24 protein-coding genes are annotated in these 23,878 nt (G+C 67.4%); 15 read left to right on the top strand and 9 right to left on the bottom strand.

The features are described from left to right. Nucleotides 1-31: 31 nt before the first annotated feature. Both AC5Y5V_RS27370 and AC5Y5V_RS27375 read right to left on the bottom strand, forming a co-directional pair. The gene (locus AC5Y5V_RS27370; protein WP_499941436.1) at nucleotides 32-346 is read right to left on the bottom strand and encodes a hypothetical protein; all 315 of its coding nucleotides are present in this window, start codon (nucleotides 344-346) and stop codon (nucleotides 32-34) included. A 17-nt stretch (nucleotides 347-363) separates the two neighbouring features. Further along, nucleotides 364-690 carry a 2Fe-2S iron-sulfur cluster-binding protein gene (locus AC5Y5V_RS27375; RefSeq protein ID WP_499941439.1) on the bottom strand — a complete coding sequence of 109 codons (327 nt, stop codon included), beginning with the start codon at nucleotides 688-690 and terminating at the stop codon, nucleotides 364-366. 92 nt (nucleotides 691-782) lie between these two features. On the opposite strand from AC5Y5V_RS27375, the gene AC5Y5V_RS27380 reads away from it, so the two are divergent. From AC5Y5V_RS27380 to AC5Y5V_RS27395, 4 genes are read left to right on the top strand one after another with little or no spacing between them, the layout of a single operon-like run. Continuing rightward, on the top strand, nucleotides 783-2,186 hold the full coding sequence (locus AC5Y5V_RS27380) for a class I adenylate-forming enzyme family protein (protein WP_499941441.1): 1,404 nt from the start codon (nucleotides 783-785) through the stop codon (nucleotides 2,184-2,186). Next, nucleotides 2,164-3,069 (top strand): acyl-CoA dehydrogenase family protein, encoded by a 906-nt coding sequence (locus AC5Y5V_RS27385; RefSeq protein ID WP_499941443.1) that lies wholly within the window; start codon nucleotides 2,164-2,166, stop codon nucleotides 3,067-3,069. Before AC5Y5V_RS27380 ends, AC5Y5V_RS27385 begins: the two co-directional genes overlap by 23 nt. Continuing rightward, nucleotides 3,056-4,144 (top strand): acyl-CoA dehydrogenase family protein, encoded by a 1,089-nt coding sequence (locus AC5Y5V_RS27390; RefSeq protein WP_499941445.1) that lies wholly within the window; start codon nucleotides 3,056-3,058, stop codon nucleotides 4,142-4,144. The genes AC5Y5V_RS27385 and AC5Y5V_RS27390 overlap by 14 nt, the downstream gene beginning before the upstream one ends. Nucleotide 4,145: 1 nt before the next feature. Beyond that, the gene (locus tag AC5Y5V_RS27395) at nucleotides 4,146-4,910 is read left to right on the top strand and encodes an enoyl-CoA hydratase/isomerase family protein (protein WP_499941449.1); all 765 of its coding nucleotides are present in this window, start codon (nucleotides 4,146-4,148) and stop codon (nucleotides 4,908-4,910) included. 65 nt (nucleotides 4,911-4,975) lie between these two features. Here the strand turns inward: AC5Y5V_RS27395 and mbp1 are convergent, their stop codons facing one another. From mbp1 to AC5Y5V_RS27415, 4 genes are all read right to left on the bottom strand, one after another. Then, entirely contained in the window at nucleotides 4,976-5,212 is a 237-nt protein-coding gene (gene mbp1 / locus AC5Y5V_RS27400) for a microaggregate-binding protein 1 (RefSeq protein WP_499941451.1), read from the bottom strand. Between the two features lie 102 nt (nucleotides 5,213-5,314). Then, nucleotides 5,315-6,118: a transglutaminase-like domain-containing protein gene (locus tag AC5Y5V_RS27405; protein WP_499941454.1), complete on the bottom strand. Its 804-nt coding sequence runs from the start codon at nucleotides 6,116-6,118 to the stop codon at nucleotides 5,315-5,317. Nucleotides 6,119-6,228: 110 nt separating this feature from the next. Beyond that, the gene (locus AC5Y5V_RS27410; protein ID WP_499941458.1) at nucleotides 6,229-7,269 is read right to left on the bottom strand and encodes a DUF7064 domain-containing protein; all 1,041 of its coding nucleotides are present in this window, start codon (nucleotides 7,267-7,269) and stop codon (nucleotides 6,229-6,231) included. Further along, on the bottom strand, nucleotides 7,266-8,417 hold the full coding sequence (locus tag AC5Y5V_RS27415) for a sulfotransferase family protein (RefSeq protein ID WP_499941460.1): 1,152 nt from the start codon (nucleotides 8,415-8,417) through the stop codon (nucleotides 7,266-7,268). Before AC5Y5V_RS27415 ends, AC5Y5V_RS27410 begins: the two co-directional genes overlap by 4 nt. Before the next feature lie 49 nt (nucleotides 8,418-8,466). On the opposite strand from AC5Y5V_RS27415, the gene AC5Y5V_RS27420 reads away from it, so the two are divergent. Then, a complete protein-coding gene (locus tag AC5Y5V_RS27420) occupies nucleotides 8,467-9,108 on the top strand; it encodes a TetR/AcrR family transcriptional regulator (RefSeq protein ID WP_499941462.1) in 642 nt (213 codons plus the stop codon). A gap of 13 nt (nucleotides 9,109-9,121) precedes the next feature. On the opposite strand, the gene AC5Y5V_RS27425 is transcribed toward AC5Y5V_RS27420, so the two are convergent. Then, complete coding sequence (locus tag AC5Y5V_RS27425) at nucleotides 9,122-9,979, bottom strand: proline iminopeptidase-family hydrolase (protein WP_499941464.1); 858 nt, start codon at nucleotides 9,977-9,979, stop codon at nucleotides 9,122-9,124. A gap of 216 nt (nucleotides 9,980-10,195) precedes the next feature. Here AC5Y5V_RS27425 and AC5Y5V_RS27430 point away from each other — a divergent pair, with 216 nt between their 5' ends. Continuing rightward, nucleotides 10,196-11,335 (top strand): thiolase family protein, encoded by a 1,140-nt coding sequence (locus AC5Y5V_RS27430; RefSeq protein ID WP_499941466.1) that lies wholly within the window; start codon nucleotides 10,196-10,198, stop codon nucleotides 11,333-11,335. 28 nt (nucleotides 11,336-11,363) lie between these two features. Further along, nucleotides 11,364-12,254, top strand: a complete 891-nt coding sequence (gene meaB / locus AC5Y5V_RS27435) for a methylmalonyl Co-A mutase-associated GTPase MeaB (protein WP_499941468.1) — start codon at nucleotides 11,364-11,366, stop codon at nucleotides 12,252-12,254. A 51-nt stretch (nucleotides 12,255-12,305) separates the two neighbouring features. Here the strand turns inward: meaB and AC5Y5V_RS27440 are convergent, their stop codons facing one another. Further along, complete coding sequence (locus AC5Y5V_RS27440; protein WP_499941470.1) at nucleotides 12,306-13,913, bottom strand: FAD-dependent oxidoreductase; 1,608 nt, start codon at nucleotides 13,911-13,913, stop codon at nucleotides 12,306-12,308. Between the two features lie 14 nt (nucleotides 13,914-13,927). Continuing rightward, the gene (locus AC5Y5V_RS27445; RefSeq protein ID WP_499941472.1) at nucleotides 13,928-14,605 is read right to left on the bottom strand and encodes an IclR family transcriptional regulator; all 678 of its coding nucleotides are present in this window, start codon (nucleotides 14,603-14,605) and stop codon (nucleotides 13,928-13,930) included. Between the two features lie 127 nt (nucleotides 14,606-14,732). Between AC5Y5V_RS27445 and AC5Y5V_RS27450 the strand changes: the two genes are divergently transcribed. Genes AC5Y5V_RS27450 through AC5Y5V_RS27485 form a run of 8 tightly spaced genes read left to right on the top strand, consistent with a single transcriptional unit; the run spans nucleotide 14,733 to nucleotide 23,847 of the window. Then, nucleotides 14,733-15,596, top strand: a complete 864-nt coding sequence (locus AC5Y5V_RS27450; RefSeq protein WP_499941474.1) for an alpha/beta fold hydrolase — start codon at nucleotides 14,733-14,735, stop codon at nucleotides 15,594-15,596. Continuing rightward, nucleotides 15,596-17,311 carry a bifunctional 3-(3-hydroxy-phenyl)propionate/3-hydroxycinnamic acid hydroxylase gene (locus AC5Y5V_RS27455; RefSeq protein WP_499941476.1) on the top strand — a complete coding sequence of 572 codons (1,716 nt, stop codon included), beginning with the start codon at nucleotides 15,596-15,598 and terminating at the stop codon, nucleotides 17,309-17,311. The genes AC5Y5V_RS27450 and AC5Y5V_RS27455 overlap by 1 nt, the downstream gene beginning before the upstream one ends. Further along, the gene (locus AC5Y5V_RS27460; RefSeq protein ID WP_499941479.1) at nucleotides 17,259-18,176 is read left to right on the top strand and encodes a 3-carboxyethylcatechol 2,3-dioxygenase; all 918 of its coding nucleotides are present in this window, start codon (nucleotides 17,259-17,261) and stop codon (nucleotides 18,174-18,176) included. The genes AC5Y5V_RS27455 and AC5Y5V_RS27460 overlap by 53 nt, the downstream gene beginning before the upstream one ends. Continuing rightward, nucleotides 18,173-19,918, top strand: a complete 1,746-nt coding sequence (locus AC5Y5V_RS27465; protein WP_499941482.1) for an FAD-binding protein — start codon at nucleotides 18,173-18,175, stop codon at nucleotides 19,916-19,918. The genes AC5Y5V_RS27460 and AC5Y5V_RS27465 overlap by 4 nt, the downstream gene beginning before the upstream one ends. Next, nucleotides 19,918-21,225: an LLM class flavin-dependent oxidoreductase gene (locus tag AC5Y5V_RS27470; protein ID WP_499941485.1), complete on the top strand. Its 1,308-nt coding sequence runs from the start codon at nucleotides 19,918-19,920 to the stop codon at nucleotides 21,223-21,225. The genes AC5Y5V_RS27465 and AC5Y5V_RS27470 overlap by 1 nt, the downstream gene beginning before the upstream one ends. Further along, nucleotides 21,222-22,034, top strand: coding sequence for a coniferyl-alcohol dehydrogenase (locus tag AC5Y5V_RS27475; protein ID WP_499941487.1), 813 nt, complete (start codon nucleotides 21,222-21,224; stop codon nucleotides 22,032-22,034). Before AC5Y5V_RS27470 ends, AC5Y5V_RS27475 begins: the two co-directional genes overlap by 4 nt. 5 nt (nucleotides 22,035-22,039) lie before the next feature. Beyond that, nucleotides 22,040-23,029 (top strand): cyclase family protein, encoded by a 990-nt coding sequence (locus AC5Y5V_RS27480; protein ID WP_499941491.1) that lies wholly within the window; start codon nucleotides 22,040-22,042, stop codon nucleotides 23,027-23,029. Continuing rightward, entirely contained in the window at nucleotides 23,029-23,847 is an 819-nt protein-coding gene (locus AC5Y5V_RS27485; protein WP_499941509.1) for an alpha/beta fold hydrolase, read from the top strand. The genes AC5Y5V_RS27480 and AC5Y5V_RS27485 overlap by 1 nt, the downstream gene beginning before the upstream one ends. Nucleotides 23,848-23,878 lie beyond the last annotated feature (31 nt).

Genomic DNA, 23,878 nt, shown 5'->3' on the forward strand with positions numbered 1-23,878 from the left:
CGTGCGGCTGGCCGCACGTTCGGCGTGGGCTTTAGCCGTGGTACTCGCTGGTCACTTCGAGCAGCCGCATCACCGGAGCCGGGTCCAGCTGCAGCGCGTCGGACATGTGCAGCCGGCTGGAGTTGGCACGCAAATTGTCCAGGATCGCCTGCAGGTCATCGCCTTCGAGTTCGTACAGGGCCAGGTATGGACCCTCGCCGTCGACTGGGCGCAGCCGCCGTGCCGCGACGATTCCGTCGAGCGCCACGAGTTCAGGTATGTGCACCTCGTCATACCAAGTGTTGTATTCCTGCTCGCGGTCGGGCGAACTCGGTCGAGTCTCGACGTGGATGATGCCCTTGGCCATGTAGTGCCTCTCTGCGGTTACTCGTAGTGCACCGTGATCGAAGGCGTATCGGGAACGCCCTGGCAGGTCAGAATGTATCCGTCGGCCACCTCGTCGTCCTCGAGCGCGTCGTTGATCCGCATCGTGGCGTGGCCTTCGCTGAGCCTGGCCATGCAGGTGCCGCAGTTGCCGGCCTCGCAGTTGAACGGCGGGTCCAGGCCGGCCCGTCGCGCGCTTTCCAACAGGGTTTCGCCGGGTACCAGCGCCACCGTCGCCTTTTTGCGGTCGAGATGGATCGTTACAGTGCCGCCGTTCAACGGTTCCGTCACCCGTGGAATCCCCTCGATGATTCGGGTGACCGTCACCGTGACCACCCCTCCCGTACTTGCGTTCTTCAGTATAGAGAATAGTATTCTCTCTTATCGATAGTATCTTCTCAAGCTTCTCAGGACGGGACGTGACTGCGCCGACTGCGCTCGTATGCGAGGAGCGGCGTTTCAGCCTGCCCGAACTCGTCGCGATGGCCGGGGGACTGGCCACGACGCTGACCAAACGCGGCGCTGTCGCGGGCGACCGCGTCGCGGTGATGTCCTCCAACCGACCGGAGTTCGTCGCCGCCGTGCTGGCGATCTGGCAGCTGGGCGCGGTGGCCGTGCTCATCAGCCCCGCCTGGAAGCGCGACGAGGTCGACCATGCGCTTGCGCTGACGCAACCGGCCCATGCCGTCGGTGACCACTCAGTGCTGGCGCACCTGATGCCCATGCTGCAGCTCGACGAACCGATCGCCCCCGCCGAACCTTCGGGCGGACCGCCGCCGCCGGGCGACGACGCTCTGCTGGTGTTCAGTTCCGGCACCACCGGTCTGCCCAAGGCCGTCCGGCACACGCACGCGTCGATGGACGCGGCTGTCGGACACTGGCGCGACGCGCTGCGGCTCACGGCCCGCGACCGCATCCAGGTCGCGACGCCGCCGTCGCACATCCTGGGCCTGCTCAACATCCTCACCGCGCTGCGGTGCGGCGCATGGCTGCGGCTGCACCCACGCTTCGACATCGACCGAATGCTGCGCTGTATCGAAAAGGACCGCATCACAGTCGAAATGGCCGTCGCGCCCATCGCGCTGGCCATCGCCGCGCACCCTGAGCTGGAATCCTTTGACCTCTCGTCGCTGCGGTTCATCATGTGGGGTGCCACACCGGTCAGCGCCGGCATCGCCGAGACCGTGACCAGCCGCACGGGCGTCGGCTGGGTGCCCGCCTACGGCACCACCGAGCTTCCTGTGATCTCCTGCAATCCGCTGACCGGGCCGCGCCTGGATGCCGTCGGCAAAGCGGTGCCGGGCGTGGAACTGCGCGTAGTGTCCGTGGAAACCGGTGTGCCGCTGCGCCGCGGCGAGATAGGCGAAATTCAGGCCCGGTCGAAATCCCTGATGGCCGGCTATCTTCCGGCCGAAGCAACCGCGGACGTGCTGTGCGGCGACTGGTATCGAACCGGGGACGTCGGCTGGCTGGACGACGACGGGTGGCTGCGGATCACCGACCGCCTCAAGGAGATGATCAAGGTGCGCGGCTTCCAGATCGCGCCCGCCGAGATCGAGACGGTGCTGCACGGTCATCCGGCGGTCAAAGACTGTGCGGTGTTCGGTGTTCCGGACGGGGCGAACGGCGAAGCGGTGATCGCCGCGGTCACGACCCACAGTCCGGTCGACGCCGCGGAACTCGTCGCTCGGGTGGACGCGAAACTCGCGTCCTACAAACGCCTGAGCCGCGTCGTGTTCGTGAACGATATTCCGCGCCTGCCGTCGGGTAAGGTGCTGCGCCGAGTTCTCAAGGAGCGCTATGGATGTACGTCTGACAGCTGAACAGCAGCAACTGCGCGACGCCGCCGCCAAGCTGGCCGACGACCTCGGCCCCGCGGCGGTGCAGGACCTGGCCGACGCGGGTCGAATCACGCGGCTGGACAAGCAGGTTGAGCTGGCCGGGTGGCGGTCGCTGCGGTCGGACGGGGCGTCCGGGGTCGAGGTGGCCATCGTCGTCGAGGAATTCGGGCGACGGCTGGTGGACGCGCCTTTCCTCGGGCCGGTACTGGCGGACGATCTCGCGCGCCACCTCGATACTGACGTCGGCGCCGCGACGCTCGCGGTCGACGGACTGGCCGTCGACACCCGCGGCTACCGACGGGCCCTGATGCTGTCGGGCACCACGGTCTTGGCCGCCGACGTCGGCAGTGACGGTGCCGGCGCGGACCTGACCCGGACGCGTGCGGGCATCGTCGGAACGCCGGAGCCACTGGGCGACGTGCCGGCCGACGTGGCCGACCGGTGGCGAGTCCTCGCGCTGGTCGCCACCGCCGCAGACCTGGTCGGCGCGGCCCGCGGTGCGCACGCCGTGGCCTGTGACTACGCGAAAATCCGTGAACAATATGGTCATCCGATCGGCTCGTATCAAGCGATCGCCCACCTGCTGGCCGAAAGTCTGGCACTGATCGAAGGTTCGGTGAGCGTGCTGCGGCATGCGGCGTGGGCGGTCGACGAACTCGATCCGGGCGAAGCGCTCCGGGCCGCCCAGATTGCGAAGGTCTACTGCGCCCGCGCGACCCGGACCGTATGCGAAACCGCGGTACAGGTGCACGGCGGCATCGGCAACACCTGGGAATGCCTGGTCCACTTGTATCTGCGACGGGCGCTGACGTCGACCGAGCTGTGGCCGGTCACCCTGAAGGAGGTCGGCCATGGACTTTCGTGATTCGCCGCCGGAGGCCGAATTCCGCGACCGGCTGCGGTCCTGGGTCTCGTTGCACGCCAAGGAGTTCGGTGGCTCGGGAGACGAGTACTGGGCCAAGCAGGCGGACTGGCATCGCGCCCTCTACGAAGAGGGATTCTTCGGCCTGTCGTGGCCGCGTGACTACGGCGGCTTCGAACTGCCGCCGGTGTACGACGTCATCGTCGACGAAGAACTCGCACGCGCCGGAGCGCCGCCCCGGCCGAGTGTGGGCTATCTGGTCATCGGCATCGGCCGGCACGGCAGCGACGCACTGCGGCAACGCTTTCTGCCCGGCATCATCAATGGGTCCGAACGCTGGTGCCAGGGGTTCAGCGAGCCCGGTGCGGGCTCGGATCTGGCGTCGCTGACCACCACCGCCACCCGTGACGGCGATGACTACGTGATCCACGGACACAAGATCTGGACCAGCTACTCCGACGTGGCCGACTGGTGCCTGCTGCTCGCGCGCACCGACCCCGGGGCCAAGCGGCACCGCGGGCTCTCGGCGTTCGTGCTGTCGATGAAACAGCCTGGTGTGCAACAACGTCCGCTCAAGATGATCAACGGCGTCACCAACGAATTCGGCCAGGTGTTCTTCGACGGCGCCACGGTCCCGGCCGACCGGATGGTCGGCGCCCCGGGGGACGGGTGGGCGGTGGCCATGACCGTCGTCGGCCACGAGCGCGAACCCTCCACCCTGGGCTACGCGGCCCGCTACAACAAACTCGTCCGGGAGTTGGTGGCGCGCACTGACGGTCCCGTTGACGACGAGCTGGCCTGGGCGGCCGTCCAAGCGGAGATGCTGACGCACCACGTACGCCGTCGGCTCTCCGAACAACTCGACGGCGTCTCCCACGGCCCGGAGGGCTCACTGGACAAGCTGTTGATGACCTGGGTGGAGCAGTCCGTCGGGCACGCCGCGTTGGCCGTCGGCGGAACCCGTGACCCGGACCTGCTCAGCGCCTATCTCTACAGCCGCGCCCAGAGCGTGATGGGCGGGACATCGCAGATACAGAAGAACATCATCGCCTCGCGCATCTTGGGATTGGGAGTCTGACATGTACGACATGCCAAGCGAAATCGACGTCCGCGCCGACGGGGCGCTGCGGATCATCACCCTGAACCGACCGGACGACCTCAACGCCGTCAACGACAATCTGCACGTCGGACTCGCGCGGTTGTGGCAGCGACTCACCGACGACGCCTCCGCCCGCGCCGCGGTGATCACCGGCAGCGGCAAAGCCTTCTCTGCCGGCGGGGATTTCGCGTATCTCGCCGAGCTGGCCGAAGATGCCGACCTGCGCGCCAAGACGATTCGTGACGGCCGCGAGATCGTGCTCGGCATGGCGCGCTGCCGAATCCCGGTGATTGCGGCCGTGAATGGGCCGGCGGTCGGGCTGGGCTGCAGCCTCGTCGCACTCAGCGACATCGTCTACATCGCCAGGGACGCGTTCCTCGCGGACCCGCACGTCCAGGTGGGGCTGGTGGCCGCCGACGGCGGGCCGTTGACGTGGCCGCTGCACATCAGCCTGATGCTGGCGAAGGAATATGCGTTGACGGGAACCAGGATTCGCGCCGAGCGGGCCGTCGAACTTGGCCTGGCTAACCACGTGGCCGATGATCCGTTCGCCGAGGCCGTGACCTGCGCGAAGAAGATCATGGATTTGCCCCAGCAGGCGGTGGAAAGCACCAAGCGGGTGCTTAACATTCATTTGGAACGCGCGGTGCTGGCCAGCCTGGACTATGCGCTGTCGGCCGAACACCAGTCGTTCGTGACCGAGGACTTCCGGACCATCGTCGCCAAGCTGAACGCCGGCAAGTAGGCGCTGCTCAGACAACTGAAATGGGGCCGCCTCCTTGGGAAGCGGCCCCACCTCAGGCGAAAGACCTAGCTGGAAGACCGAGCCTTCTGACGGGCCTCGGCGGCGCTGGCGGCGCCTCGCGCGGCCTCGGCCTGCGCCTCTTTCTTGGCCACGTCGCGCTGCGCCTGGGCCTTGTCCTGCTGGGCGCGGCCCTCGTTGCGAAGGCTGTCGTTGTTGATAACAATCCCAACGATTTCCTTGGCCTTACCGATAACGTCCTCGATGACGCCCTTGATGCCTGCCACAGGTCCACTGTCGGCCATAATTGCGCTCCTTTCGTCTGCAAGCGGTCCTGTCTCGCGTACCCAGTGGGAGCGCCGGGGGAACCTAACTATGGCGACCGTCACTCCAGTCCCGGCGCGCCGTCAGCCCAGCGTCACCAAGTCCGCGACCGAATCGCGAGGTAGGGGGCCTTCGGTGTACGCGGTGATCACCGATTCGTTCAGGTTGATAGCGCCGCCGTGGTTGTCCAGAAAGGCGGTGTCGGCGGCGTCGCGTCCGGTGGAGATGCGCAGCATCGTCTGCCGGGGTGCCAGGCAGGTTGCGTCAACCACCCGCCACTGCCCGTCGACCAGGGCCTCAGCGACAGCGTGGAAGTCCATCGGGTCGCAGCCTGGGGCGTACACGGCGACCAGCCGCGCGGGCACGTTGACGGCACGCAGCAGCGCGATCACCAGGTGTGCGTAATCGCGGCATACCCCGGCACCGGCCAGCAATGTGTCGGTGGCACCGTCGATCGGATCGCTGGATCCCGGTACGTAATTCAGCCGCGTGCCCACCCACGACGACACTTTCTCGAGCAATGTGACCGAATTGGTGTAGTTGCCGAACTCGGTGGCCGCGAACCCGAAGAACTTGTCGGCCTCGGCGTAACGACTGGGCCGCAGGTAGGTCGACGTGTCGAGGTCGCTGACCGGCGGTGGCTCGGCCTTGCCGGTGACCGTCGCCTCGTATTTGACCTGCAGGTCCCCCGCGCCGACCTGCGCGGTGTGGATCCGGCTGCCGTGGTCGCCGGCGATCTCGCGTAGCGATATCGGCTGACCGTCAAGGGTCGCGGTCAGCGACTCGCTGATGTCCAGTCCCGGCAGCGAGGTGACCGCGATCTGGAACTCCAACGCGGTTGGATCGGTCACGGTGACCCGCAGGTTGGCTCCAACTTCACGCTTCATGGCTGCGCCCCCCTTGTGCCTGCGTCGCAAGTTCATCGTTGAACCCAATCACAGGACGGCAATACCCGCATTCGCTGGCGTCGAACAGACCGCGTGCGCAGGCGATGCGATCAGGATCCGATGTGATCCCGGGCGGTCGATCGTTCGATCATGCCCACTACGGTCTCTCCCCGGTAGGTGTAGCGCGCGAGCGCCTGCTGCAACTGCAGCCCGCCACCGACTTCCGGCGGCATGATCATGAACGTGGACATCGCGGTGCGGCCTTCGATGTCGATGACCCGGTCGGCGGCTTCGAGCACCACCGAGACGTCCTCGTCGTCCGCCTGCAACCGGTTCAGGAAGGGCGCCTCCTTCACGCGGGCGGGCACGATCTTGCCGTCCTGAACGATGTAGCCCTCGTTGTAGGTCGGTTTGCCGTCGGCGCGGGGCGGATAGACCTGGAAGCCGAAGCCGAAACCGCTCGGGAACGCGGCCGCCTGCCACACGTGGCCCCGCAGCGGGGCCAGGCGCCGGACACCCTGTCGGCGGATCCGGTTGGCGCCGCCACGGAGTTGGTGCGTCTCGGTTCCGACGGTGATGGCACCGCTGGCGCTGCACAGCTGTTCGAAACGCCACGGGTAGCCGATCAGGTAGCCCTCCTCCTGCGTGGACAGGACGTGGCGGGCCTCCGCGCTGGTCGAGCCGTTCTCCCATGGGGGCAGGATCGGCCGAATGTCGATCTGCGCGTTGACCGCAACGCGTTCGCCCGCGGCCGACCAGGGCATCCATCCGGCCATTTGCGCGTCGGCCGTGGTGGCGACGGCGTGGCCGTCGAGCGTGAGACGAAGGTGCCGGTAGGGTTCGACGACCTCGAAGGACAGTGGCCCGGCGCCCAGGATCCGCGGCTTGCCGTCGGCGCCCAGCGGATCGTGCACGGGCCCGTTACCGAAGACGTTGAACACCCGGCCGTCGGCGAACGCGATGTTCACCTGGACGTCGTGGGTGTCCCATTGGTCTGCCACCGCCTCGACGCCGACGCGCGGCATCCCGAAAGTGCCGCTGTCGTCCCAAATCCAGGCGTTCACCGACTCTCGGGCCTCCGGGTCGTCCGGTTGTTCGGCCCAGACGTACTCCCAATCCTCGCGCAGCCCGCCGGTCAGGTCGGTCGTCATGCCTGTGCCACCCTTCCCGCCGTCATGCGCTGGATGTAGTCGGCGAACAGCGGCCGCACGGAGTCCATGTTCAAACCGAACGCGGCCGCGTCGGGATGGGTGTTCGGCAAGCGCGAGGCGGAGGCGGACTCCCACCACGTTCGCATTCCGGCTTCGAACTCCGGGGTCACCGGCTCGTCCAGCCACGCGTACAGGCGTTTGACCTCGTTGATCGGATCACTTTGCACGGCAGCAAAATCCAGGTCGAAGAAACGGTCGTCGTGGCCGGCGTCGCGGAACGCCAGCGCGCGCCGCATCCCGAGCGACCAGTGCTCGACGTTGAGCTGCCCCAGGTAGTTTCGGTCCACCGTGTTCGACGTCATCTGCCGGAACTCGGCGTAGAGATCCGCGACCGACAGGATCACCTCGGTGGGGTCGCGGTGCGTCCACACGTAGCGGGCGTCGGGGAATGCCGCGTCCAAATGCGGGAGGAACAGCAGATGGGTGGGGCACTTCAACCGCCATGGCCGGCGAGGCTGCCCCCACTGCAACAACTTCAGCGCACGCCGCTCGTAGGCGTAGGTGGGTGTGAGGTCGGCATCGACCAGCCACCGGGAGTACGTCGGAATATGTGCGAACGCTTGGAAATACTGGCTTTTGAAGTCCAGGGCCATCAGGTCCTGACATTCCTCGGGTCCCGTCGCCGTCGACGGGACCAGCGCGGCCAGGCGGGGCGCGGCGCTGTCCAACATGTCCTGCTGTGCCGCCGCGGCGGCGATCCGCGGGTCTGGCCCCGCAACGGTGGACGGCGGTGGGCAAGGCTCCCCGGCCTCCCACCGGCGCAGCGAACGCGCGTGGGGATCCTCGGCGAGCAGAAACGACAGCGCCGTCGAACCGGTGCGCGGTAGACCGAGCCCGATCAGCGGGCGCTCGATCACCTCGTCCGCTATCTCGGGGTGGCGGCGATACCAGTCCTCGATGTGCAGCCGATTCTTCAGCGACCTCAGGATCAGGTCGCGAACGATGAACTGGCCCAGGGGATTCAGATCCGCCTCGGTACGCAGGGATTCGACCAGGACCGCCAGTCCCGCGCGGAATGAATCGGCGCCGAAGTCGTGCAGACCCGTGTCCTGGCGTGCCGCGCCCAGCAAGTCGTCGACCGAGTCCATGGCGTCTCACCGGCTTTACTGCTCAGCTAATTGGTGACACCATGATGACGTGAATGACGATGGGGTGTCAATAGCGGATTCGCCCGCGGCAAGGCGCGCGCCCCGCCCCTATCGCAGCCGGGTGCGTGACCAGAAGGCTGCGGCGACGCGGGACCGGATCGTGCGTGCCGGTGTGGCGATTGTCGAAGGCCTGCCCGCGCTGGACTGGAGTGCCATGACGTTTCAGGCGGTCGCGGAAGGCGCGGGCGTAAGCAAGCGAACGGTATTCCGGCACTTCTCAACTGAACGCGAGTTGCACGACGCCGTCATGCAGCGGTTTCAGGAACGCGCCGGTGTGAGTTATAACGATGTCGGCCTGGGGGATATCGCCGCGGTGGCCCGCCGGGTCTTTGGGGCGCTGTCCTCGTTCGCCGTCTCGTCCTGGGCCATCGGTTCGGAGGACCCGACGTTCACCGCGATGGATCGTGCCCGGGGCGAGGCGCTGCGCGGCGCCGTCGCGACGGCCGCGCCGCACTGGACGGCGCGGCAGCAAACCCTGGCCGCCGGTGTGCTGGATGTGTTGTGGAACCCTCCAGCCTACGAACGGCTGGTGGCGCAGTGGGGCGCGAGTCCGTCGGACGCCACCAAGGCGATCGAATGGGCGATCGGACTCGTCGTGCGCGGTATCGAATCGGGGCCGCCGCCGCGCTGAGCCGTCGGTGCACTCAGTCGTTCCGCCGCAGGAAATCTCGCATCACGTGATCGAATCGTTCCGGCTCCTCCAGGAACGGCATGTGCGAACTCGACTCGAACAGCGCGAATTCGGAGCCGGCGATGCGCTGGTGGATCGCCCTCGCGTGCTCGGGCACGCATTGGTCGAACCTGCCCGCGATAACCAACGTCGGCAGCGCAATCTCGGCCAGTCGGTCGAATACGTCCCAGTTCCGCACCGTTCCGACGATGTGAAAGTCGCTCGGCCCGAACATGGTCTCGAAGATCTCGGCTCCCATCTGCCGGAAGGCGTCCTCGAGCTCGTCGGGCCAGGGGGAGAGGCGGCACAGGTACGTCTCGTTCCAGGTGCGGATCGCGGCCTGGTATTCGGCTGCCGCGGTCGTGCCGGCGGTCTCGTGGCGGTCGATCGCGGCCTGGGTCGACGCCTCGAGCCCGGACTTCAAGCGCGCCACCATGTCCGAGAACTGCGGTATGGAGGCGATCGTGTTCGAGAGGACGAGGGTCGCCGCCGTCGGCGCGGTGTCCAGGGCGTACTGCATAGCCAGCATCCCGCCCCACGAATTGCCGAAGACGTGACAGCCCTGCAGGTCGAGTGTCCTTACCACCGAATCCATTTCGGCCACCGAACGATCCATCGTCCACAGTGTCGCATCGGACGGCCGTTCGGATTTCCCGCAGCCCAATTGGTCCCAGAAGATGACTTCCCGCTCGTCGGCCAGGCGTGCGAGGGAGGCGATGTAGTCATGCGGCAGACCCGGACCGCCGTGAACCGTGAGCAGTGGCCGGCCCGCACCGCCGCCGACCCGTGTGAACCACACGTTCCCGCCTGGGACCGCGATCGTTCCCTCCAACCCAGTGCCTCCCGATTCTCTCCGCGAGCAGACGCAGAATCGCACGACTCGGCGCCGTTGTGTGCGATTCTGCGTCTGCTCGCGGGTCAAGGCGCCCGCCGACCCTCCTTGCAACTCGTACTCTCAGAATGAGAGAATACTGTTCTCATGAATGTGCGGTCGGCTTTCTAGCCCCGCCTATGCTTGTCGAAGTGCTCGCTGAAGTGGAGAAGACCTGTGCCTGAAGCCGTCATCGTGTCCGCGCTGCGTACGCCGATCGGAACCGCCCGCAAGGGAACGCTGCGCGACACCACCGCGTTCGACCTCGCCAATCACGTGGTCACCGAGGCCGCGATGGATCTGGATCCGGCGCTGGTCGACGACGTGATCCTGGGCGAAGGCCTGTATGGCGGCGGGGTCGTCGCCCGGCATGCGGCTCTGACCGCGGGCCTGCCCACGGTGCCCGGGCTGGCCAACAACCGGCACTGCGCGGCCGGCCAGGCGGCGGTGCAGAGCGCGGCGGCAAGTGTGCGCGCCGGGATGGATCAGCTCATCATCGCGGGCGGGGTGAACTCGGCCTCCACTTCGCCGCGGTCGCGGATTCAGGTGGACGGTGAATGGGTCGACTGGTTTCCGCCGACGCATCCCGACCGGCCCGACGCGCCCAACATGGACATGTCGATCACCGTGGGCTGGAACGCGGCCGTCGCCGCCGGCGTGAGCCGCGAGGAGATGGATGCGTGGGCGCTGCGATCGCACCGCAATGCGATCGCAGCGATCGACGAGGGCCGCTTCGTCGACGAGATCGTCCCCATCGCGACGCCGCACGGCATGTTCTCGGTCGACGAGCACCCGCGGCGGGACACCAGCATGGAGAGGTTGGCCGCCCTCAAGCCGCTGCATCCGGAGATCGAAGGCTTTTCCATCACCGCCGGCAACGCCTGCGGTGCGAACGACGGTGCCGCCGTGCTGACTATCGCGAGTGACGAGCTGGGCCTGCCCGCGCTGGCGCGGGTGGTGTCGTGGGCGTCGGTGGGGGTGGACCCGGCGTCGACCGGCCTGGCACCAGTCAGCGCGATCCCGAAAGCCCTTGCCCGGGGCGGGCTGTCGGTCTCTGACGTGGACCTGTTCGAGATCAACGAGGCGTTCGCGGCGATGTGCGTGGCCACCGTGAAGTTGCTCGAGCTGGATCCGGACAAGGTCAACGTCAGCGGCAGCGGCTGCTCGCTGGGGCACCCGGTCGCGGCGACCGGCGCCCGGATGCTGGTCACCCTGGTGTACGAATTGCGGCGCCGCGGCGGCGGCATCGGGGTCGCGGCGATGTGCGCGGGTGGTGGCATGGGCTCTGCGACCGTCATCGAGGTCCCGGCGCCTTAGTCGCGACCTGGGCGCGAATGGGACGCCAATGGACATAGCCGATCTGATTGCGGGCGCGCGCAACGGATCTCCGCGCGCCGCGGGTCGGCTGCTCAGCCTGGTCGAGGGTGACCGGCGCGCCGAGGTGCTGACGAGCATCGGCGCCCAGCCGGAAACCGGCGCGCGTGCGGTCCGCGTCATCGGCATCACCGGTCCGCCGGGCGCGGGCAAGTCGACGACAATCGCGGCCCTCGTCGGCGCGCACCGGGAGCGCGGCTGCCGGGTGGCCGTGCTTGCCGTCGACCCGTCGTCGCCGTTCAGTGGGGGCGCGCTGCTGGGCGACCGGATCCGAATGGCCGCTCATATCAACGACTCCGACGTCCTCATTCGTTCGGTGGCGAGCCGTGGCCATATCGGCGGCCTGGCCGCGGCGGTCCCGGCCGCGATCCGGCTGCTGGGTGCGATCGGTTACGACGTGATCCTGTTGGAGACCGTGGGGGTGGGGCAGTCGGAGATCGAGATCGCCGCCGTCGCGGATCCGACGGTGGTGATCCTCAATCCCGGTGCGGGAGACGCGGTTCAGGCCGCCAAGGCCGGCGTGCTCGAAGTGGCCGACATCGTGGTCGTCAACAAGGCCGACCGGGACGGCGCCGAACAGACCGTGCGGGATCTGCGGGCGGAGACCAAAGCCCCGATCGTCAGCCTGATCGCCGCCCGCGGGGAGGGCGTCGCGGATCTGATGACCGCGATCGACGACCATCACCGTGCCGACAGCCGCGCCCGCCGGATCGCCCGCGCCCGCGCACAGATCCTGTCCCTGGCGCAGACCCGGCTGCGCACCAGCCCCAGCCTCGACGGGCTCGCCGAGGCGGTGGTCGACGGCAGCGACGATCCCTACACCGCCGCCGAACGCCTGATTTCCGGTGGCGAGCAGACGTAAAAGCCCCCGCACGCCGGGCGTGTCGGGGGCTTTTGCGTCTGCTCGCGCAACCTAGTCCTCGACGGACTTCCCGGTCGCGGCGGCATGGCCCGCACGGAAACCGAAAACCATTGCCGGGCCGATGGTTCCACCGGCGCCGCCGTAGGCCCGGCCCGTCACGCCGCCCATCGCGTTACCCGCGGCGAACAGACCCGTTATCGGCTCACCGCTGACATGGAGCACGCGGCCGTCCCGGTCGGTGCGCGGGCCGCCCTTGGTCCCCATTGCGCCGACGCGCACCGGGACCGCATAGTACGGCGCGGTATCGATCGGGCCGAGCGTCCTGCCGACCAGGGTGGTCGCCTGGTCGTCGCCCCAGTATCCGTCGTATGCGCTTGCGCCCCGGCCGAACTCGGGATCCGAACCGGCCGCGACATGACGATTCCAGGCCTCGATTGTGCGCGCCAAACCGTCGGCGTCGATGCCGGTCTTGGCGCCGAGCTCGGCAAGGTCGGCGGATTCGCAGAACCAGTCCGGGACGGGTTCGCCCGGGGCGATACCCAAAAATCCATAACGTTGCAGGTGCACCGAATCGAACACGATCCAACCGGCGTCATTGACGTATCCGCCCCGCGGGTCCAGGTAGTGAAAGGCGCCGGCCATCGAGTTGTAGTCGCAGGCCTCGTTGACGAACCGGCGTCCCGCCCGGTTGACCATGATGCTTCGCGGACGCGTTCGTTCCAGCCGCACACTGCGGCTGCGCTGCTTGCCCCCGATCGTGTCGCCCGGGATCTGCACGATCGGCACCCACCACGCTTCGCCCATGTTCGCCAGGTCGGCACCTTGGGCCATCGCCATGCGCAGGCCGTCGCCGGTGTTGTTCGGCGGCGACACCGCGCCGTGCATCGGGCCGCGCAGAAACGCCTGCACCAGAACCGGATCCCACTCGAAGCCGCCGGTGCCCAGGATGACGCCGCGGCGCGCACGCACCCGTCCGGACGGACCGTCGACCCGCACGCCGACGACCTCCACGTCCTTCACGATCAGCTCCTCGGCGCGCACGTTCGTGCGCGGTGTCACCCCGAGATCCAGCAGGCCCTTCAGTAACCCGGCGATCAGCGCGGTGCCGGCCACGCAGAGATCGCCCGCCTGCTCGTCGACGTCGGCATGCAGTCGCGCACGGGTTTCGGCGTCGAAGCCCACGTTGGACCAGTCCGGCGGGAACGACGTGATGCGCCCGGCCCATTCGCCAAGTTGACTGAGGTCGAAGGGAACTGCGCTGAGCGACCGGCCGCCGCTCGGTTGTCCGCCCGGCAGCTCGGGCTGGTAGTCCGGAAAGCCGGGGGCGATCTCGAACCGCAGACCGCTGTGCTTCTCCACGAAGTCGAGCATTGCCGGGCCGGTGTGGACGAAGGTTTCGACCAGCGCGTCGTCCATCGAGTCGTACGACTGGGCACGCAGGTACCGCAGCGCGTCGTCGATCGTCAATTCGCGCTCGGCACAACGGTTATGGGCGGGGATCCAGGCTATTCCGCCCGATACCGCGGTGGTTCCGCCGACGGTCGGGGCCTTCTCGAACACCGCGACCGACGCGCCGGCAACGGCCGCCGTCAGCGCGGCGGTGAGCGCGGCGCCACCGCTGCCGAGTACGACGACGTCGACCTCGTGGTCCCAAGACATGGATTGCCATCCCTTCAGCTGAGCAGCGCGGACAACTGTTTCGCGGCTTTGACCACCGCGTCCTTTCCGCGCAGCACGACGTCTTCGCGGTGGGAAATGAGGTTGATGCAGGTTGGCGGTGACGGCGCCCGGCGGTGTACCGGCACAGCCAGGCCGTACGTATTGGGTTCGATCTCACCGTGTGTCATCACCCAGCCGCGTTCGCGCGCCCGCGCCACGAGTTCGCGTTCCCCCGGTCGCGACGGCATGCTCGCCAGTAGCGCGATCCCGGCGGCGCCGCGGTCCAGCGGATACCGGCTGCCCTCGTGGAACGAAAGTTGGTACGCCACATGGGTTGGCACGATCACCGCGATAGCCACCTGTTGATCGCCCTCGGCGACCAGCAGCGAGACGGTGGTGCCGAGTTCGTCGGCCAGCGCGCGCAGCGTGGGCAGGCTCAGTTGGCGCACGTTGTGGTCGAACGACGCACCCAGCACCGCGAGCCCGGAGGCCGGCCGGTAGCGGCCATCCTCTCCCTTGGCGACCAGACGGAACTGCGCCAAAGTCGTCAGCAACCGGTAGGCGATGGTCCGGTGCACGCCGACCTGGTCGGCGAGCTCCTGCACGGTCATCCCGGTTGCCGAAGCCGCGACGATCTGCAGTGCCGTCAGTCCCCGGGCCAGGGTCTGCGAACCCGCAACACTCTCCGTCACGGTCTTGACAGACCCCGACTTGCGGGCGAAGCTCTATATATAACGCACATTAGCGTGCGATATTAGCACACAATCAGGGCCGGAAACGAGACCTGAATTTCAGCAGGCGAGCACCCAGAGAGGAACCGTGCCGGAGTTCGAGAGCATCTGGAGCGACCTGCAAGGCGTCGCGTTTTCGCAGGGCTACCTGACCGCGGGGGGAGTCCGGACCCGCTACCTGCGCGCAGGGGATCCCGCGAACCCGGTGCTGATGCTGCTGCACGGGTCCGGCGGCCACGCCGAGGCCTACGTCCGCAATCTGGCGGCGCACGCCGAGTATTTCTGGACCTGGTCGATCGACATGCTAGGTCACGGGTATACCGACAAGCCGGGGCATCCACTCGAAATCGGCCACTACGTCGAGCATCTGATGACCTTCCTGCGCACCATCGGCGCCGACCGCGCCAGCATCAGCGGTGAATCGCTCGGCGGCTGGGTGGCCGCCCGCGCCGCCATCGACCACCCCGACGTGGTCGACCGGCTCGTCCTCAACACCGCCGGGGGCTCGCAGGCCGACCCCGCGGTGATGCAACGGATCATCACGCTGTCGATGGCGGCCGCCGAGAACCCGACCTGGGAAACGGTTGCGGCGCGGATCAAGTGGTTGATGGCGGACAAGTCCAAGGATTACGACGACCTGGTGGCCAGCCGCCAGCGGATCTACCGGCAGCCCGGATTCGTCGCCGCCATGAGCGACATCATGGCGTTGCAGGATCCCGAGATCCGGGCGCGAAACATCCTCGGCCCGACCGAGTATGGGTCGATCACCGCGCCCACGCTGGTGCTGTGGACCAGTGACGACCCGACCGCCGACGTGGCCGAGGGCCGCCGCATGGCTTCGATGATTCCCGGCGCGCGGTTCGAGGTGATGCCGGGTTGTGGCCACTGGCCGCAATACGAGGACGCAAAGACCTTCAACCGCCTGCACCTCGACTTCCTGCTAGGGCGTTGATGGGACGGAGCGGGCCGGACATCCCTGACGTCGACGTTCTCGTGGTCGGCGCGGGTCCGGTCGGACTCACCTTGGCCAATATTCTTGGCCTGCAGGGGGTAACGACGCTCGTCGTCGACGAACGGTCGACGCTGATCGACTATCCGCGCGGGGTCGGGCTGGACGACGAGGCGTTGCGTACCTTCCAGTCGATCGGTCTGGTCGACCGCGTACTGCCGCACACCGTGCCCAACCAGATCCTGCGCTTCTACGACGCCCAGCGGCGAATCCTCGCCGAAATGGCGCCGCCCGACGCGCGTTTCGGCTGGCCCAAGCGCAACGGGTTCGTGCAGCCACTCGTCGACGCCGAACTACTCCGCGGCCTCGACAGATTCGAACATGTCACGGTCTGGTGGGACCGTCCGATGACGTCGTGCGAGCAGGGCGCTGACGAGGTGACCGTGCAGCTCGGTGGCGCCGGCGACCCCGCCCGCGTGTGCGCGCGCTACGTCGTCGGCTGCGACGGCGGTCGCAGCATGACCCGCCGGATGATGGGCGTCTCCTTCGACGGCACGACGTCGTCGACGCGCTGGTTGGTCGTCGACATCGCCAACGATCCGCTGGGCCACCCCAACAGCGAGGTGGGCGCGGACCCCGAGCGCCCGTATGCGTCGATTTCGATCGCGCACGGTATTCGGCGCTTCGAGTTCATGATTCACGCCGACGAGACCGACGAGCAGGCCGAGGATCCCGCCTTCCTGACCCGGATGCTGGCGCGTATGGTGCCGCATCCCGACCGGGTCGACGTGATCCGCCGCCGCGTCTATACCCACCATTCGCGGATCGCCGGCGCGTTCCGCAACGGCCGGCTGTTGCTCGCCGGTGATGCGGCGCACCTGATGCCGGTCTGGCAGGGGCAGGGCTACAACAGTGGCATTCGGGACGCGGCCAACCTGGGCTGGAAGCTGGCGGCGGTGGTGACCGGTCGCGCGGACGCCCAATTGCTCGACACCTACGACATGGAGCGGCGCAAGCACGCCAGGGCGATGATAGACCTGTCCACGATGGTCGGCCGCGTCATCTCGCCGACCAACCGCCGGGTGGCCGGGGCACGGGACGTGCTGATCCGATCCGCGTCGATTGTCCCGTCGCTCAAGCGGTATGTGCTGGAGATGCGGTTCAAGCCGATGCCGCGCTACGAGCACGGGGCCGTCGTGCACGACGAGCCGCGCCGCGAGGGCTCACCGGTGGGCACCTTGTTCGTGCAGCCGCGCGTCGACACTCGGACGCAGCGCGATGTGCTCCTCGACGAGGTGCTGGGCGACTGGTTCGCGGTGCTGTGCTGGAACAACAACCCCCGCAAGATCCTTGGCGAGACGGCATTCGCGAAGTGGAAGGCGCTGGGGGCGCGCTTTGTCGCGCTGCGCCCGCTGACCCAGCTGCACTGGACCGGTCACGAGACGCCCGAAGACCCCGACGTGGTGATCGTGGGGGATCGCTCCGGCGGCCTGAAGGGCTGGTTCGACGGTCACCGAGAATCGGTGCTGTTCCTACGCCCGGATCGCTGCATCGCGGGCGCCTGCATCGCCCAGCTCGCCCCCGAGCTGAGCGCGTCACTGATCGACACCCTCACCCTCACGCCGGAGGGGGGTGATTTGCCAAGTGCCACTGGCTCTGTGCTGTATGTCCCACAGCCCGCTGCTGAATCTACCGGGGCCGTCGCGGGACCTGCTTGACGACGTCGAAGCCGCGATCGCGCAGGCGCGCGAATTCGTCGGTGACTACGACCCCGAGCTCGTGGTCATCTTCGCCCCGGACCACTACAACGGCTTCTTCTACAAGGTCATGCCGCCGTTCTGTATTGGCATGCACGCCAGCGGAATTAGCGACTACGGCACCCACCTCGGCCCGCTGGACGTCCCGGAGGACGCCGCGACCGACTGCGCGAAGGCCATCCTCGGCGCCGGCGTCGACATCGCCGTATCGGCGGGCATGGACGTCGACCACGGCACCGTGCAGCCGTTGGAGAAGCTGTTCGGCGACGCCACGTCTCGCCCGGTAATCCCGATCTTCGTCAACGCGATCGCGGCGCCACTGGGCCCACTGAGCCGCTGCCGGGCGTTGGGAACGGCGGCAGGCAACTACCTTGCGAGCCTGGACAAGCGGGTGTTGGTGATCGGATCCGGCGGGCTGTCGCACAGTCCACCGGTGCCGACGCTGGATACGGCCGGTCCCGCGGTCCGGCAGCGGATCGTGCACGGCGAACCCATGACGACCGAGCAACGCCAGGCCAGGCAGACCGCCGTGATCAACGCGGCCAAAAGCTTTGCCGCGGGGGAGAGCACGCTTCAGGCCCTCAACCCGATGTGGGACCACCACTTCCTGGAGATCGTCGACGCCGGCCGGCTCGACGAGTTCGACCAGTGGTCGAACTCTTTCGTGCTCCACGAGGGCGGCACCTCGGCGCACGAAATCAGGACGTGGGTGGCCGCTTTCGCCGCTCTGGCCGCCGCCGGGCCGTATCAGACAACTCAGCGCTACTACAAGCCGGCCGCCGAGCTGATCGCCGGCTTCGCCATCAGAACGGCCGTGCCGCAATGATCGCCGAAGGTTTCGATCACGTCGTCGATGTCCTGGTCGTCGGCTCGGGCGGCGGCGGCATGACGGCCGCGCTAACGGCCGATGCCTCCGGCCTCGAGGCGCTGGTGGTCGAAAAGTCCGCCCAATTCGGCGGTTCCACCGCGCTCTCGGGCGGCGGCATCTGGGTGCCCGGGGCGCCGGCGCAGCGCAGGGAGGGATACGTCCCGTCCCCCGACGGCGTGGTCGAATACCTGCGCCAGATCACCGACGGTCTGGTCAGCGACGCCCGACTCCGCCAGTACGTCGAATCGGCCCCCAAGATGCTGGAATTCCTGGAGGGGCTCTCCGGCTGGCTCGAGTTCGTCTGGAAGCCGGGCTATGCCGACTATTACCCGGAGCTACCGGGTGGATCCGAACTCGGCAGCACCATCAACGTGCCGCCGATCGACCTGCGCAAACTGGGTCCCGACGAACGAAACCTGCTGAAGCCGTTGGCCCTGGCGCCGCGGGGAATATGGCTGGGGCCCAAAGAGCTTCGTTCCTTCTACCGCATCAGGCAATCGTGGGCCGGCAAGGGTGTCCTGCTGAAGCTGATCGCGCGGATGGTCAGGGCGAGGGCGTTCAACGAGCGGATGGCGGCGATCGGGCAATCGCTGGTGGCGCGACTGAGCCTGGCGCTACGGGAACGCGGCATCCCGCTCTGGCTGAACACACCGATGACCGAATTGCTCACCGCCGACGACGGATCGGTGATCGGCGCCGTGGTCGAGCGCGATGGTGTGGAGCGGCGGATCGGCGCACGCCTCGGCGTCGTTCTCGCCTCCGGGGGCTTCGACCACGACCTCGCGTGGCGCAAGGAGCAGCTGCCGGTTGTCGAGCAGGACTGGAGCTTCGGCAACCCGGCGTCCACCGGAGACGGCATCCGCGCGGGCCAAAAAGTCGGCGCCGCGACCGACCTGCTCGACGAGGCGTGGTGGTTCCCGGCGATCCAATGGCCGGACGGGCGAATGCAATTCATGCTCAACGAACGGATGATGCCGGCCCAGTTCATCGTCAACGGCGACGGCAAGCGCTTCATCAACGAGGCGGCGCCCTACATGGACTTCGGGCACGCGATGATCGACGGCCAGAGGTCCGGGGTCACCCACATCCCCTGCTGGCTGATCACCGATCACCGGTCCTGGAACCGCTACGTCATCGGCGGCCACCTGCCAATCCCCAAGATCCCCGGTGCGCCGGTGCCCACCGGCCGCAAGGTCCCGCGCGCCTGGCTGGAGTCCGGCGTCGTCAAGGCGGCAGCGAGCTGGGACGAGATGGCAGCCAAGATCGGCGTACCGGCGCAGCAGCTTTCCGAAACCGCGCGCCGTTTCAACGACCTGGCCCGCAGCGGGCACGACGACGATTTCAACCGCGGCGACAGCGTCTACGACAACTACTACGGTGACCCGACGCTGCCCAACCCCAACCTGTATCCGCTCGGGGATCCGCCGTATTACGCGTTCCGCGTCGTCCTCGGCGATCTGGGGACATCGGGTGGTCTGTTGACCGACGAGTACGCCCGGGTGCTGCGCCCCGACAACACCGTCGTCACGGGTCTGTACGCGGTGGGCAACACGTCGGCGCCGGTGATGGGCCGCAGTTACGCCGGCGCCGGAGCGACCATCGGCCCGGCCATGACGTTCGGCTTCGTCGCGGCCACACACATTTCCGAGCAGGCCGCACAGGTGCACGACCAGACCCTTGATTCCCATGGGAGGTATTGATGAAGATTTCGCTGTTCTACGAGTTCGCCCTGCCCCGGCCGTGGGCGCCGGACGACGAACACCTCATGCTGCAGGACTGCCTGGACGAGGTCGAGGCGGCCGACAAGGCGGGCTTTTCCACCGTCTGGCTGACCGAACACCACTTCCTCGAGGAGTACTGTCATTCCACCGCGCCCGAGATGTTCCTGGCCGCGGCGAGCCAACGCACCAAGAACATCCGGCTGGGCTTCGGGATCATGCACCTGCCGCCCGCGGTGAATCACCCCGCGCGCGTCGCCGAACGCATCGCCACCCTGGACCTGATCTCCAACGGCCGCGTCGAGTTCGGTACCGGCGAATCGTCGTCCGTTGGTGAATTGGGCGGATTCAATATCGATCCCGCCGACAAGCGCGCGCAGTGGGAAGAGGCGCTCGAGGTCGCGATCCGCTGCATGATCGAGGAGCCCTTCACCGGCTTCAAGGGCGAGCACGTCCAGATGCCGGCCCGCAACGTGATTCCCAAACCGCTGCAGAAGCCGCACCCGCCGGTCTGGGTTGCCTGCACCCGCCCGGCAAGCGTGCAGATGGCGGCCCAAAAGGCCATCGGCGCCTTGAGTTTCGCCTACACCGGCCCAGGGCCGCTGACCGAACGGGTCAACGGTTACTACAAGGAGTTCGAAGAGAACGGCGTCCCGGTCACCCCCGCGATCAACCCGAACATCCTTGCCATCGGCGGTGACCTGTCGATGATGGTCGCCAAGACCGACGAACAGGCACTCGAGCGCCTCGGGCAGGGTGGCGGATTTTTCTCGTTCGGGATCATGCACTACTACATGACCGGCGTGCACACCCCGGGGCGGACCGGCGTGTGGCAACGCTATCTCGAAGAGGTGGACAAGGACCCGACGCTGGCCTACGGTCCCGGGCGCGGCGCGATCGGCTCTCCCGCCACCGTGCGCGAGTTCCTGCGCGGCTATGAGGAGAGCGGGGTCGACGAGATCATCCTGCTGCTCAACCCGCGCAGCCACGAGGGCACGATGGAATCCATCGAGCTGATGGGCAAGGAGGTGCTGCCCGAGTTCATCGAACGCGACGCAAAAGCAGTGGCCGACAAGGCCGCCCGGCTAGCGCCCGTCATCGAGAAGGTCGAGGCCCGGCGGCCGGAATCGACAGCACCGCAGTTCGACGAAAGCTACTCGTTCGGTGGCCTGCCAACCGGTCGTGGTGGCAAGTTCACCGCCAGCGAGATCCCCGAAGCCATGGCGGAAATCAACGAGGGCCGCGTTCAGGCGGCGCAGCGCGCCAAGGAGGAGCAGCAGCGCAAGTGAGCGCGATCGAAGAGCTGTGGCGCTACGACGGCCGCCGCGCGGTGGTCACCGGGTGCTCGTCGGGCATCGGTGAACACGTGGTGCGGCAGCTCACCGAGCTCGGCGCGGACGTCATCGGGCTGGACAAGCACCGACCCTCCTTTGATGCCAGCGACTTTCACCAAATCGACCTCGCCGACGAAGGCTCGATCGAGCGTGCGGCCGCCGCCGTCGGTGGGCCCGTCGACGCGTTGTTCAACGTCGCCGGGGTGTCCTCAGGGATCGGCGATCCGCTGCTCGTCGTTACCATCAACTTCCTCGGCACTAGGCATTTCACGGAGGCGCTGATCCCGAGCATGCGTCCCGGATCGTCGATCGTCAGCGTGTCCTCGCTCGCCGCGTCCGGATACCGGGAGCATCTGCGGGCGGTGGCCCCGCTGCTGAATACCGCGACGATGCGAGAGGGTATCGACTGGTGTCAATGCCATCCCGATGACCTGACCGGTGGCGGCTACCAATTCGCCAAAGAGGCGCTCATCCTTTACAGCATGCGCAGCGTCGCGCGCCTCGGCGCGCGCGGCATCAGGATCAACTGCACCGGGCCGGGGGTCACCGAAACCCCGATACTCGACCAGCTTAGGACGGCCTACGGGCAGGGGTTTCTCGACGACATCCCCAAGCCGCTGGGCCGCGTTTCACAACCCGCGGAACAGGCCGCGGTACTGACGTTCCTGAACAGCCCTGCGGCCAGCTATATTTCGGGGCAGGTGTTGTGGGTCGACGGTGGAAACATCGCCGCCGCGATCACCCGGGAACTAGAGGAAGGGTAGGCGCCGTGGCCGGCTTGACCGACTTCCGACGGGTCGCTCGCGAGGTTTCCAACTGGGGGCGCTGGGGCGACGACGACGAACTCGGCACGCTGAACTTCATCACCGCCGACAAGGTCGTTCAGGCCGCGAGCCTGGTCCGGCACGGGAAGGTGTTCGCGCTCGGTGTCGACTTCGGCGCGTCGGGCCCGCAGGGCGCCTTCGAATTTCGGCACAACCCGGTGCATGTCATGACGATCGACGGTGGCGACGTCAACACGCTGGCCCAGTACGGGCCCGGATGGGCGGCTAATCCGGTGGCGCAACAGCTGAGCCAGTACATGGCGGACAATCCGTTCCGCTTCAACGACGACATGATCATCATGCCGTTGCAGGCGGCCAGCCAATGGGATGCGCTGTCCCACGTCTACTACGACGACCAGCTGTACAACGGCTTTCCGGCGGCTTCGGTGACCAGCATGGGCGCCTACCACTGCGGGATCGACAAGGTGGACGGCAAGGGCATCACCTCCCGCGGCGTGCTGTTGGACCTGGTTCGCCATCGCGGTGCGGACGTCTTTCTCAAACCTGGCAACCCGATCACGCCCGAAGAGCTCGATGACGTCGTTCGCGCGCAGGGGGTTACCATCGGTCGCGGCGACATCGTGCTGATCCGAACCGGTTGGTGGACCAGGTTTGCCATGACGGGCAACAAGATGGAGGGCTACTCCGGACTGGACTGGCGCTGCGCCTCGTGGCTGCATGACCACGAAGTGGCGGCGGTCGCCGCCGACAATCTTCAGGTCGAGGACCTGGTGTCCGGAGTCGACGGAATCTTTCTGCCCCTGCATCTTCTGTGCCTGCGTGACATGGGGCTGTTATTCGGTGAGTACTGGGACCTCGGCCCGCTGGCGGAGGACTGTGCGGCCGACGGCGTCTACGAGTTCCAGCTCGTCGCACCGCCGTTGAGAGTCGTTGGCGCCGTTGGCTCGCCGGTCAACCCGATCGCAATCAAGTGATCGCCGTCTATCGCAGGACCACGACGGTCGACGGCCTCGCCACCAGCTATCTGGAGGGCGGCGAGGGTGACCCCGTGGTGCTGCTGCATGGCGGCGAGTTCGGGGCCAGCGCCGCGCTCGGCTGGGAACGTAACATCGCCGCGCTCGCCCGGCATTACCGGGTGCTGGCGCCCGACCAACTCGGGTTCGGCGAATCGGCGAAGGTCATCGACTTCGTCGACGGCCGTGGGATGCGCATACGGCACGTCGCGCGCTTCTGCGAGCAGCTCGGCATCGCCTCGGCGCACTTCGTCGGCAACTCCATGGGCGCGATCAACCTGCTCGCCGATGCCACCTCAGATGCGCCGCTGCTGCCGGTGCGCAGCCTGGTGATCATCTGCGGCGGCGGAGAAATCCAGCAGAACAAGCACTTTGAGGCGCTTCAGCAGTACGACGCGACCGTGGGCGCCATGCGCCGCATCGTCGAGGCGTTGTTCTACGACGCCAGCTATCCGGCCGACGAGAAGTATGTCCGGCGCCGCTACGAGTCGAGCACCGCACCCGGAGCGTGGGAGGCGGTGGCCGCGGCCCGTTTTCGGCGTCCGGGCGCTCCTGCGCCGTCGGCGCCGTCGGCGGCCAGGCCCTATGAGCGCATCAAAGTGCCGACACTCGTCGTCGAAGGAAAGAACGACAAGCTCCTGCCCGCGGGTTGGGCCGCCCAGCTCGCGGGGCAGATCGACGGTGCGCTCTCGACCGTGGTCGACGGAGCCGGGCACTGCCCGCAGATCGAGCAGCCGGACACCGTCAACAACCTGTTGCTCAAATTCCTGAGCCGCTGAACAGCGTCTCATCCATCGGGAAAGCGCCGGC

The organism is Mycobacterium sp. NGS68 (assembly GCF_059812195.1).

Bases quoted from the DNA above. Each gene is read 5' to 3' on its own strand.
- AC5Y5V_RS27385 (WP_499941443.1), top strand. From the start codon at position 2,164: ATGGATGTACGTCTGACAGCTGAACAGCAGCAACTGCGCGACGCCGCC.
- AC5Y5V_RS27460 (WP_499941479.1), top strand. From the start codon at position 17,259: ATGTCCCACAGCCCGCTGCTGAATCTACCGGGGCCGTCGCGGGACCTG.
- AC5Y5V_RS27390 (WP_499941445.1), top strand. From the start codon at position 3,056: ATGGACTTTCGTGATTCGCCGCCGGAGGCCGAATTCCGCGACCGGCTG.
- AC5Y5V_RS27405 (WP_499941454.1), bottom strand. From the start codon at position 6,118: ATGAAGCGTGAAGTTGGAGCCAACCTGCGGGTCACCGTGACCGATCCA.
- AC5Y5V_RS27440 (WP_499941470.1), bottom strand. From the start codon at position 13,913: ATGTCTTGGGACCACGAGGTCGACGTCGTCGTACTCGGCAGCGGTGGC.
- AC5Y5V_RS27370 (WP_499941436.1), bottom strand. From the start codon at position 346: ATGGCCAAGGGCATCATCCACGTCGAGACTCGACCGAGTTCGCCCGAC.
- AC5Y5V_RS27470 (WP_499941485.1), top strand. From the start codon at position 19,918: ATGAAGATTTCGCTGTTCTACGAGTTCGCCCTGCCCCGGCCGTGGGCG.
- meaB (WP_499941468.1), top strand. From the start codon at position 11,364: ATGGACATAGCCGATCTGATTGCGGGCGCGCGCAACGGATCTCCGCGC.
- mbp1 (WP_499941451.1), bottom strand. From the start codon at position 5,212: ATGGCCGACAGTGGACCTGTGGCAGGCATCAAGGGCGTCATCGAGGAC.
- AC5Y5V_RS27465 (WP_499941482.1), top strand. From the start codon at position 18,173: ATGATCGCCGAAGGTTTCGATCACGTCGTCGATGTCCTGGTCGTCGGC.
- AC5Y5V_RS27410 (WP_499941458.1), bottom strand. From the start codon at position 7,269: ATGACGACCGACCTGACCGGCGGGCTGCGCGAGGATTGGGAGTACGTC.
- AC5Y5V_RS27415 (WP_499941460.1), bottom strand. From the start codon at position 8,417: ATGGACTCGGTCGACGACTTGCTGGGCGCGGCACGCCAGGACACGGGT.
- AC5Y5V_RS27455 (WP_499941476.1), top strand. From the start codon at position 15,596: ATGGGACGGAGCGGGCCGGACATCCCTGACGTCGACGTTCTCGTGGTC.
- AC5Y5V_RS27395 (WP_499941449.1), top strand. From the start codon at position 4,146: ATGTACGACATGCCAAGCGAAATCGACGTCCGCGCCGACGGGGCGCTG.